General features: G+C 56.2%; 12 protein-coding genes. 5 read left to right on the top strand and 7 right to left on the bottom strand.

The annotated features are described in order from the left end of the window. Positions 1–70: 70 nt before the first annotated feature. Entirely contained in the window at positions 71–1399 is a 1329-nt protein-coding gene (locus ACXJ5O_RS10400) for an NAD(P)/FAD-dependent oxidoreductase (RefSeq protein ID WP_457299826.1), read from the bottom strand. 325 nt (positions 1400–1724) lie between these two features. On the opposite strand from ACXJ5O_RS10400, the gene ACXJ5O_RS10395 reads away from it, so the two are divergent. From ACXJ5O_RS10395 to ACXJ5O_RS10380, 4 genes are read left to right on the top strand one after another with little or no spacing between them, the layout of a single operon-like run. After that, positions 1725–2210: a sigma-70 family RNA polymerase sigma factor gene (locus ACXJ5O_RS10395; protein ID WP_457299825.1), complete on the top strand. Its 486-nt coding sequence runs from the start codon at positions 1725–1727 to the stop codon at positions 2208–2210. 2 nt (positions 2211–2212) lie between these two features. Then, positions 2213–2863, top strand: a complete 651-nt coding sequence (locus ACXJ5O_RS10390; RefSeq protein WP_457299824.1) for a ChrR family anti-sigma-E factor — start codon at positions 2213–2215, stop codon at positions 2861–2863. A gap of 19 nt (positions 2864–2882) precedes the next feature. Next, a complete protein-coding gene (locus tag ACXJ5O_RS10385) occupies positions 2883–3725 on the top strand; it encodes an alpha/beta hydrolase (RefSeq protein WP_457299823.1) in 843 nt (280 codons plus the stop codon). Further along, complete coding sequence (locus tag ACXJ5O_RS10380; protein WP_457299822.1) at positions 3722–4522, top strand: DUF1295 domain-containing protein; 801 nt, start codon at positions 3722–3724, stop codon at positions 4520–4522. The genes ACXJ5O_RS10385 and ACXJ5O_RS10380 overlap by 4 nt, the downstream gene beginning before the upstream one ends. On the opposite strand, the gene ACXJ5O_RS10375 is transcribed toward ACXJ5O_RS10380, so the two are convergent. Continuing rightward, complete coding sequence (locus ACXJ5O_RS10375; RefSeq protein ID WP_457299821.1) at positions 4523–4936, bottom strand: DUF2177 family protein; 414 nt, start codon at positions 4934–4936, stop codon at positions 4523–4525. A gap of 233 nt (positions 4937–5169) precedes the next feature. Between ACXJ5O_RS10375 and ACXJ5O_RS10370 the strand changes: the two genes are divergently transcribed. Next, positions 5170–5634, top strand: coding sequence for a DoxX family protein (locus ACXJ5O_RS10370; RefSeq protein WP_457299820.1), 465 nt, complete (start codon positions 5170–5172; stop codon positions 5632–5634). A gap of 409 nt (positions 5635–6043) precedes the next feature. Here ACXJ5O_RS10370 and ACXJ5O_RS10365 read toward each other — a convergent pair whose 3' ends face one another. The 5 genes from ACXJ5O_RS10365 to ACXJ5O_RS10345 all read right to left on the bottom strand — a co-directional run bounded on the left by ACXJ5O_RS10365 (position 6044) and on the right by ACXJ5O_RS10345 (position 10649). Beyond that, on the bottom strand, positions 6044–6757 hold the full coding sequence (locus ACXJ5O_RS10365) for a flavin reductase family protein (protein ID WP_457299819.1): 714 nt from the start codon (positions 6755–6757) through the stop codon (positions 6044–6046). A gap of 240 nt (positions 6758–6997) precedes the next feature. Continuing rightward, positions 6998–7426, bottom strand: coding sequence for a nuclear transport factor 2 family protein (locus ACXJ5O_RS10360; protein WP_457299818.1), 429 nt, complete (start codon positions 7424–7426; stop codon positions 6998–7000). A gap of 154 nt (positions 7427–7580) precedes the next feature. Beyond that, positions 7581–8408 (bottom strand): aldo/keto reductase, encoded by an 828-nt coding sequence (locus ACXJ5O_RS10355; RefSeq protein WP_457299817.1) that lies wholly within the window; start codon positions 8406–8408, stop codon positions 7581–7583. A gap of 70 nt (positions 8409–8478) precedes the next feature. Beyond that, positions 8479–9360, bottom strand: a complete 882-nt coding sequence (locus ACXJ5O_RS10350) for an NmrA family NAD(P)-binding protein (RefSeq protein WP_457299816.1) — start codon at positions 9358–9360, stop codon at positions 8479–8481. A 32-nt stretch (positions 9361–9392) separates the two neighbouring features. Then, a complete protein-coding gene (locus tag ACXJ5O_RS10345) occupies positions 9393–10649 on the bottom strand; it encodes a serine hydrolase domain-containing protein (protein WP_457299827.1) in 1257 nt (418 codons plus the stop codon). Between the last annotated feature and the right edge of the window lie 9 nt (positions 10650–10658).

Genomic DNA, 10658 nt, shown 5'->3' with positions numbered 1-10658 from the left:
CTCTTAGCCGGCATCGGTTCGGAAACGCGACGACCGAAACACTGCTCGGATAAATGCCAAGCCTTTTCATTCACGCCGCAACTTCACCAGCTTTAAACAGTGGCTGGCGGTAAATGCGCGACGACTCACCATCGATAGACCATGGTCGACGCACTCCTCCCAGATCTTCGGCAACGGCAAGACCGGACTGCAGACCGTCCTCATGGAAGCCTGAGCCAAAATATGCACCACAAAACCATGTATTCCGTGCGCCCTGCAGTTGCCACAGCTGCTGTTGCGCTTGCATGGCCTTTCCATCGAAGAGAGGATGAGCGTAGGTTTCAGTTTGCAATACCCTGGATGGGTCCGGTTCGTTACGCGGATTAAGTGTCACGAAGAACTGGCGATCAGTTTCCAAGGGCTGTAGACGGTTCATCCAGTATGTAACACAAAGCTGGCTGTTTGAGGTTGTCCCCTGGCGTTGCCCGAGATAGTTCCAGCTTGACCAAACTGCACGGCGTTTTGGCATGAGCGACGCGTCCTCATGAAGCACTGCCCGATTCAAGGAATATCGGAAGGTGGAAAGCAGCTGCTTCTCCAAGGTATCGGCGTCGCTAAGCAAGCCCAATGTCTCATCGGCATGGCAGGCCATGACAACATGGTCGAAAACGCGAACAGCGCCTCGGCTGTCCGCGACTGCAACATGATTGTTGCCACGCCGAATCCAGGCGGCAGCGCACCTCGTATGAATCTTTTCTTGATAATTTGCGGTAAGCCGCTCGACATACGCCCGGCTTCCACCCTTGACAGTACGCCAAAGCGGACGGTTGGCGAGTTTTAGCAGGCCATGATTATCACAGAAGCGGATAAACGCTTCGGCCGGATAATCCAGCAACGTTGACGCCGGCGCTGACCAGATTGCCGCCGCCATGGGAAGCAGATGATCGTCGCGAAAGGCACGGCCATAACCCTCGCGCTCGAGAAATTCACCAAGGCCAATCAAACCGAGCTTACCTGCATGTGACGGCGTTTCACGGTAAAAGCGTACCAGATCCCGAAGCATCATCCAGAAGCGAAGATTGATCAAATTGCGCGGTTGGGCAAAGAGGCCGCTGAGACCTGTCCCGGAATATTCAAGCCTGCCCTGGTCGATGGAGACCGCGAAGGACATATCGGACGGCCCTGTTTTAACCCCAAGGTGTCTGAACAGTGCAGTGAGATTGGGATAGTTGGCCTCGTTAAAAACGATGAAGCCGGTATCGACAGGTATGGCTGGCCCGCGATGGTCATTGACCAAAAACGTGTTGCTGTGACCGCCAATGCGCCCTTCCCGCTCAAATAACGTAACGTCATGAGCTTGCGACAGGAGCCACGCGGCAGACATGCCCGAAATTCCAGATCCTACGACAGCGATTTTCAACGATTGTCTCCATGCTCGTACGATGAAAACAACGCAGGACAAACGATCACTTGTTGTTTCTTGTCGATCTGGGCAATACGTTTCAAACATGCGATTGGATCAACACGAGCTCCAGTTGATCCGATTGTGTCGGCCTGTCGTATAGAGCGTCATGAATGACTTTAGTGCTTTCTCTATCGGGAAGTTTCAGATTGGGCGAAAGCAATGCTGGCCCACGCCCGCGCTTGTCGAACCAAAAGTCGCCAAAAGACGTTGTGTTTGTAAGATGACAGACCAGACTGCGTATTCGGCACGGATCGTCAGGATTGCAAAACATGGGGACAAATTGGCATTTGCCGATCTGTTCGGATTTTATGCGCCGCGCATAAAAGGGTTTTTCATGCGTGGTGGCATGGGAGCCGGCCAAGCGGAGGAACTTGCGCAGGAAACAATGCTTATGGTCTGGCGCAAGGCTGCGCTGTTCGACCCGGGAAAAGCGTCCGCCTCCACGTGGATATTCGCGATTGCCCGTAATTTGCGCGTCGATGCCATCCGTCGCGAGAGGTATCCCGCGCAGTATTTACTTGAGGAACACGATCCAGAACCGCAGCCATCGCCTTCGGATGGACTTCTGAAAACGGAGAGCGAAGAGCGGATTCGCCTTGCGATAAGGTCACTTTCTCCCGAACAAATCAGCGTGATCCAACTGCACTATTTTGATGATAAGCCCCACAGCGAGATCGCCCGTTCCCTTGATTTGCCGCTCGGAACGGTGAAATCACGATTGCGCCTGGCAATGCAGCACCTGCGCAGCCTGATGGGTGAGGAGTAACGATGGTGAGCAATCGCCCTTCAGATGATGTTCTCATGGCCTATGCGGCGGGGACTCTTGCCCAAGGTCCAGCCTTGGTTGTGGCCGCGCACCTTGTGCTATGTCCAGAGAGTGCTGAGCGTGCACGCAAGTTCGAATCGTTAAGCGGTGTGTTGCTCGAGCATGCTCCAAAGGCCGAACTTAGCACAGATGCCCTGGAGCAGACCCTTGCTCTGATAGATAGTCAGCCTGCGGCAGAAACGCCGCCGCGGGGCAACTGGCTCGCCGATCTGCCCTCAGATATGGCTCTACCTTCGCTACTTCGACACTATGACATTGGCAAATGGCGGTTTCTTGCGCCGGGCGTACAGTGGAGTTCTATCGGGACGGGCGGTCCGGCGCGTGCCCGGCCGATGCTGCTGCGCTCCAGGCCCGGGATGGTGCTGCCTGAACACACACACGCCGGCACCGAATACACTCTGGTGTTGAAAGGTTCGTTGCACGATGCAATGGGCGATTACCGTGTTGGCGATTTGATCGTTGCCGATGCCAGTGTCGAACATGAGCCAGTTGCAGGACCCGATGACGAATGTATTTGCTTGGCTGCCGTGGATGGACGTTTGCGCATGAAAAGTCTGATCGGACGGATCGTCCAGCCACTGCTGGGATTTTGAGTTGCGGGCGAGTCTCTTAGTGACCGCCACATTGGTTGTCGGATTCGTTCTGGCAGGCTGCTCCCCCGGCAAGGTTCTCAATCTTGCCACCCCAACCAATGGCGCGACAATCTATCGGAGTATTGCCTACGGCGAGGGCAGAAGGCGGACGCTCGACGTCTACCGGCCCCAAGGCGCTCTCGCCGCGCCAATCGCGCTGTTCTTTTACGGAGGCAGCTGGCAAAGCGGCGACAAGCAGACCTATCAGTTTGTAGCGTCAGCCCTGGCATCCAAAGGCATCGTTACCATTGTTCCCGATTATCGGCTTTATCCAGAAGTGCATTACCAAGGGTTTCTAGCTGACGGTGCGAAGGCAGTGCGTTGGGCCAAGGATCATGCCCGGCAATATGGTGGAAATCCGTCTAAACTCTTCATCGTAGGCCATTCAGCCGGAGCCTATATCGCGGCAATGCTTGCTCTGGATGATGACTGGCTCGGAAAGGAGAGCTTGTCGCCGGCACGTGATCTGGAAGGGTTCGTCGGCATCTCCGGACCCTATGATTTCCTGCCGTTCCGGGACAAGAACATTACTGCCATCTTCAGCACAGCCAAGTCCGAACGCCTTAGTCAGCCAATCAATTTCGCGGGCGGCGTGAACCCGCCGACCCTGCTTCTGCATGGAGACAGCGACAACACGGTTTATCCGCGTAACAGCATTCGACTGGCTGCAAAATTGAATGATGCAGGAACCCCCGTTGATCYGAAAGTTTACCCGGGGGTCGGCCATCTCGGTATCATTGGAGCCATGGGTTCACCACTGCGTTTCGTCGCGCCTACGCTCAATGATACTGCGAACTTTATTCTAAGACATTCTAACCAATGACATCCGGTCCGCTTTTGATCTTGTCGGTAATGACCTTATGCGGCATCATGGCCGCCGCCTGGCTAATGCAGCGTAGCACCGGCCACCATGGCTGGGCCGACGTATTCTGGCCGTTCGGCGTTGGTGCGGTGGGCGTCGCTACGGTTCTTCTTTCCAACGCCCCGGTTTCCCCGGCGCGCAAATATCTGGTCGCGGGACTTCTTGCAGCGTGGTCGCTAAGGCTTGGCTCGCATATTCTCTTCAGAACGCTCGGGAGCGACGACGATCCGCGTTACGCCAAACTGCGTGAGGAATGGGGCGATGCTGCGAACACCCGCATGTTCCTGTTCCTGCAGAGCCAGGCTCTTGCGGGCGTCGTGCTTGTTGCCTGTGTCTATCTTGCGGCGGCCCGTCCTGAAACCAAACTTGAATGGGGCGATTTTGTTGGCGCCCTGATCATGATGACCGCTCTTGGCGGAGAGGCAATCGCCGACTCGCAACTCAAGCACTTCAACAAAAATCCTGCAAACCGCCGCAAAGTCTGCAACTCTGGACTGTGGCGGTGGTCGCGGCACCCAAACTACTTTTTCGAGTGGTTGGCCTGGGTATCATATGTGCTTGTCGCTGCAGATTTTGGCGGTGGTTATGTGGTCGGTTGGTTATCGCTTGCCGCGCCCGTCCTGATGTATGTTCTGCTTAGGCACATTTCCGGCGTGCCACCGCTCGAGCAGCATATGATGGCAACGCGTCCGGATTTTAGAGACTATCAACGGCGGACGAGTGTGTTCTTTCCTCTGCCGCCGCGAGGTAGAAGCTGACTAATGGAATCTATATAGGACCAGCTTCGTTGCGAGATAACTCAGTGATGCTGCGCTGGCTGAAACAAAAGTGCCCCATGCCATGTCGACAACGGTGACTGCGGTCGACCACTGTTTGAGCGTTGCCTGACTGGTGAGGTCGTAGGTGCCGTAGGCCATGACGCCGAACAGTGCACCGTAAATTGCCGCCGTAGTCCATCGGCCGCTCTCGAGGGCTGGGCTGACCGCAAAGATGACGACACCAGCGACATACATCAGGTAAAAGAGCACGGCGGCAGGATAGTTGACGTCGGCGGCCATGATGTCAGGAAGCCTTGCTCGATAGAAGTTTGTGGCCATGGAACTGAGCCAGATAAAATCGAGAACAAAAAAAATCAGAGCTGTCGATACATAGGCGAGCGCATATTTAAGCATGGCAAAGGTTCCTTTGCCCTGAGTACGAATCTTTGCCTTCATTGGATCAGAAGCAGCAACAAGTCGTCCGATACCGTTCGTTTTTTATCGGTGCGATGCGACCCAACAGCACGCGCTCCACGTATTGAGGGCCATACGGGTTCCCTCGATCGCATCCTAAAGGCATCGCAATCCATTCGAACACCGCTCGTGTGAGACCAGCTGGTCCACATCCGCTTCAGAGGAGAAGGCCCTTGAAATTGCGGCTCGATAATCGAACGTTCGTGGCATATTGCAGGGAGGCGGCCGGCGCACCGCCTTCTCGAACAATGGCACGTGTGTCCCTCGCATGCCTTTATATCCTTGCGGGGTTGTTGCATATCGCGCGACCGGACATGTTGCTGTTGGTTACCCCGCGCTGGGTACCATTCCCCACTACCGTTATTTACGTAACCGGAATACTGGAAATCCTTGGCGCTGTCGCCCTGCTGACAAGCAAGCTTCGCCGAGCTGCCGGCATAGCGTTGGCGCTGTACGCCATCTRCGTCTATCCCGCCAATATCAAGCATGCCATGGATGGCTTGTCGGCACCCCATGGCATTCTGGGCTGGTGGTATCATCTGCCACGACTTGCCATACAGCCCGTTATCGTGTGGTGGGCATTGTTCGCAGGTGGTGTGATCCATTGGCCGCGCAAGAGGAAATATTTGCGGCCGTAGACGACACCGCCACAGATGAACAGGTGCAGCCGGGAGCGTGCTCTCGACATGTTGTGGGGAAAAAGCTCGCGATATTTTCGCCGCTGCATCCAACGACTGGCAAAGGACCGCTTTGGGCCAATCGCAGACACCACCGCAGCCGACTTAAACGGCTGCTTTCGCAGGGCTGTTCTTGAAAGCTGCCTGACCGGAATCGGCCCCGATCGGTCATTGATGGCACTAGTTCAGTTGCCACGATGACGGGTAGACGATGCACATCCAAGGCTCATTGGAAATCTCACCCGCCTTGAAAGGGCGAACCGCTGTAGACGTCCAGGATTGAGGAAAATCAGTAGCTCGGGGCATTGCGGGGGTGCAACTTGATCTATGACTAAACGCGGCCTTATCCAATGCCACTCGTTCATCTATCTCAGGGTAGCGCGTTTCCAGCACCCGTCCACTTTGGGTCATCGATCTGAGACCATCCCGCCGGCCTGGAGTCGAGCCGCACCATTCGCTGACCCTCGCGCCCGCGAACCACCTCCGCCTCAAGCGGTGACGTAAAGATATTGTCTGTGAGTGTGTATTCCGCTGCAAGGCGGCCAATGGGCTGCAGACCCATCGTGTCAATCCTGCCTCCTGGCAGATAGATGTCGTCGCGAAGGTGAAAGCGGACGACGCGACCGAAGACCACATGATCGCCCACGTCCCCAAGAGGAATGATGCGCTCAAGCTTGCATTCCATGCTGACAGGCGCGGCTGCAACGCGTGGGGCGCGTATAAGCAGGCTTGGCACCTTGTCCACGCCAACCAGCTCAAACTCATCGCTTTCTGGAGGATGCTCCTTGGATGATTCATGCATTGCGTCGGCCTGCGGAAGTGTCACAAGATTTGTAGCAAATTCCCCGGTTTCTCGAATGTTGACCAGAGTATCCTTAAGCGTCACGCGGTCTGATTTGGGTTGGATAGTCAGCGAGACCATTGGCGGCTTTCGGGCAACCACCGTGAAGAACGAAAACGGTGCGAGGTTCGCCACACCATCGTTGGATATGGTGCTCACCCATCCGATAGCTCGCGGCACGACGGTACCAATCAAGATTTTATAGCAGGAAACGGCGTCCAATTCCTCAGGATCAACCATCATCGCATCATTCCTTCCAAACGCTTTTCTACAGTTCCTTGACGTCTGCCTACCGCTGCAGACCTCCCCGCTCGAAACCATGCCGGATGTGTTCGGGCGCTCGTGAAATACGCGGGCAGAGCGCGTCGAGGGAGCCGTCGGGCATCCACAATGTTGACCATCTCATCAGCACTTTTTGCACTTCGAGACCGTGCGTTCTACCGAATCAATGTTATCCGACCGGCTGTCGCGAAAAGTGGCAAATTAACCCGATGCGCGGGAGGGATGCTGCGTCATGCCCTCAAGAACGTCGCGCCCCTTCGCAGTATCCGCATATATGCGTCCATAAGTGATGCGACCTTCATCAATTTTGAACAGGAAACAATGTTGGTTTTCCATTGTCCTCCCGTTCTTCGCTTTCGCGCGCGCTATAACGGGAACAATCACGTGGGTACCAGCATCCAAGATATCAATGGCGTCGTAATTGAAGTATTCGTAGTAATTTTCGTAAAGATCGCTCCAGAACGCGCGGTATTCATTGAGCCCCTGGTATCGCCCCCCATAGGGTAGAGACGGGGGAAACTCGAAAACGACATCGTCGGCCAGAAGCGCCACCAACTTACTCTTGTTGTTTTTGTCAAAGCCGGTAAACGCCAGTCGGCAAGCTTCGACGATCTTTTGATTTTTAGACATAGTTTACTCCTTATAATTTATATGCGGCGGAGCTGGACGCTCGTACAACACTGACCACCGCGTGGCTAACCGCCCGCTCGCCCGTGCACCCAGAGTCTCTCTGGCATAAGCGCGATCGTGGCGACTGCACCACGCCATTTGGCGATTCACAACCTCAGTCGCTGGCATTCCAGTCACAGGCAAATGGCGGATTGACGAAGCGCTGATCCTTGGGCAAGGAGGCAATCAAGGCGAGGTCCTCATCATCCAAGCGGATAAACGCTGCCTCAAAGTTCGCTTTTTGGGTCTCGGCTCGCGCGGCCTTCGGAATGGCGATCACCCCTTCCTGACCGAGTAGCCAAGCGATGGCAGCCTGCGTCCCGCTGACATTGTGTTTCCGGCCAATCGTCTCCAGGATTGGGTCGCGCGCCGCTCGGCCCTGTGCCAACGGTGCATAGGCTGTTAGCGCAATATCCTTGGCACGCATATACTGAAACATGGGCGCTTGCGACAGATAAGGATGGTACTCGATCTGATGAACCGCGATCGGAACCTGTATTTCCTCTACCGCGCGCTTGATCATCGGCATATTGAAATTGCACACGCCAATCGCACGCGCATAGCCATGTTCACGAAGACGCGCCATCGCGGTTAGGGTCGCCGCAATGTCCATGTCGGCCGATGGCCAGTGCACGAGAAAAAGATCGACATAGTCCATCTTCAGCTTTTCGAGGCTTGTCGCAAAGGCTCGGTGCAGCGCGTCCGGCGCCAGTTGATCGTGCCAGACCTTGGTCGTCACGAAGAGTTCGCGCCGATCAATGCCCGAGACCGCGGTTGCCGCACCGACCGCCGCCTCGTTCTCATACATTGCTGCAGTATCGATATGACGGTATCCAAGCGCGAGCGCGCTTTCGACCGCTGGCTGCGCGCTGAGGCCCGGCATCCGGAATGTTCCGAGGCCCAGCCGCGGGATCCTCACGCCTTGCGTTTCGATCGCGTCCATGACGTAATCTCCTTTTGCGATTGGCTGTCGATGCGGGCGCGAAAAATCCGCCTGCACCTTGATCTTCAGGTCAGGCGCGATCGTCGGTATTGGTACCGGCAACCAGCGCTGCCACGACCTGCGCCAGCGAGGTCGCTCCCTTCGTGGAGGACCGACCGCTGTCCTTGAATTCGATCCAGCTCTCATTGAAGCCGTCGAGCATGCGAATACGCGGCATAGGGTTCTTCATCCCCTGCGAGCGAAACAGGTCCTCCCACGTGTCGCGATTGACGACCTCGACCTTCACCGGCCTATTGAGCGCAACTTCGAAAGCATGGCCCAGATCGTTTGGCGATACCCGTTGAGCAGCCTCCAGCTCCACGACGCGCTTTCCTGTCCAATCCTGCTGGATCAGCTCTGCCGCTAGGATGCCGATGTCCTTTGTTGCGATCATCGGGAACTTCTTGTCGGAGGGTTGCAGGAAGCTATGGAGGACTCCTGTATCGCGTGCTGTGGCAACATCCCACAATGCGTTTTCCATAAACCAGGCGGGACGCAGGAAGGCCACGGGCAGCTCAACTTTGTTGAGGGCTTCTTCTAGCATCGTGCGYTGAGACAGCAGATTGTCCTGTTTCGCGTCGGCGCCGATTGTCGAGAGGCAAAGGATCTTTTTCGGGCGTGCCGCCTCGATCGCCGCGACGACACTGTCGATCACCTTTTGCGCCTCGGGATAGCCAGGTTCAGGGTCGAACTCGGAGGGCGGAAGGATGAAGACGGCTTCGGCGCCGGCAAAAGCAGCCGACAGCGCCGCGGCATCCTCCATCTCTGCTATAGCGACCTCGCAGCCGAGAGCGGCCCACGAAGCGCCCTTTGCCTGATTGCGAACGATCGCCCGTACGACTTTGCCGTTGGCGAGCAGCGTTCGGGCGAGTGCCCCGCCGACCTTGCCGGTGATTCCAGTGATTGCAAACATGTCTGAGGTTCCATCGAAAAATAGGAAAAGGATCAAGCGAGACCGTCATAGAGACCGCGTTCGTAGTCGCCGCAGAGAGCAACGACACGGTCGTCATAGAAGGGAAGAAGCTGGGTAAATAGGGATCCGGTCAACTTACGAACTGGATCGATCCAGAAGTAGCAGTTGAGCAGACCGGCCCAGGACACGCTTCCCGCGGAGCGGCCATGCGGGCCCGCCTCGGTGTTGATGTCGAAGGAATAGCCCCATTTGTGTTTCTGAGCCGGGAACTGATCGAAGCTGTTCGAATAGGTCGGCGCGGCCGAGTCCATCTTACGGACATTAAGATCGCCGACCTGGTTCTGCATCATCATAGCTACAGTCTCAGGCTTGAGGATCTGAACCCCGTTGAACTTGCCTCCATGGAGTAGTGCCTGAAGGAGCATCATGTAGTCTTGGGGCGTGCTGTATGCGCCGCCACCGCCCATGAAAAATTCTGGCCTCTGAGGCATTTCGAATGGCATCACTTTCAAGCCGCCGTCAGTCTCTCGGCTGAAGCATGTCGCAACACGGCGCTTCTGCTCGCTGCTGATCAGAAACCCCGAATCCTTCATTCCAAGTGGCGCGAAAATGTTCTCGCGGAAATAGACTTCCAAGGACTGATCACGGACTGCCTCCACGAGCTTCCCGGTCCAGTCCATGCTGATGCCGTACTGCCAGCGCTCGCCTGGCTCGAACTCTAACGGCGCATTGAAGGCGCCGTTCTCGCAGGTCGCAATGTCGGGCATACCCGTCGCCGTCTCGTAGCGCATCATCACATCGCTCCAGTTGGAATAGGTGAAACCGGAGGTATGAGTCAGAAGGTGATGAACCTTGATTGTATTTCGAGCCGGACGCAGCTGCGGCTGTCCGTTGGAATCAAATCCCACCAGCACCTTGGGCGCTGCAAGCTGCGGCAGGTATTTCGATGCGTCATCATCCAGCTTGAGGTCGCCTTGCTCCACCAGTTGCATGCATGCCGTCGCCGTAATCGCCTTTGTCATCGACAGCAGCCAGAACACCGTGTCTGGCCTCATCGGGGTACCGGTGTCCGCGTTTGCCTTACCGAAAAGGCCTTCATAAACGATGCCCTTCTGCGTTGCAGCGATAGCAACTGCACCAGCGACCGTGCGGTCATTGACCGCCTTCTGCATCGCGGCATCGATGGACTTGAACTTCGCATTTTTGAGGCGCGGGCGTTGGGTGGCTGCCTGAACAGCGCTTGCCCCAAGACATGCCGCCGCGGCGCCCATGGTGCCGCGCGTCAGCACCGCTCTTCT

The organism is Phyllobacterium sp. P5_D12 (assembly GCF_054049495.1).
This window is presented reverse-complemented; position numbering and strand designations above follow the sequence as displayed.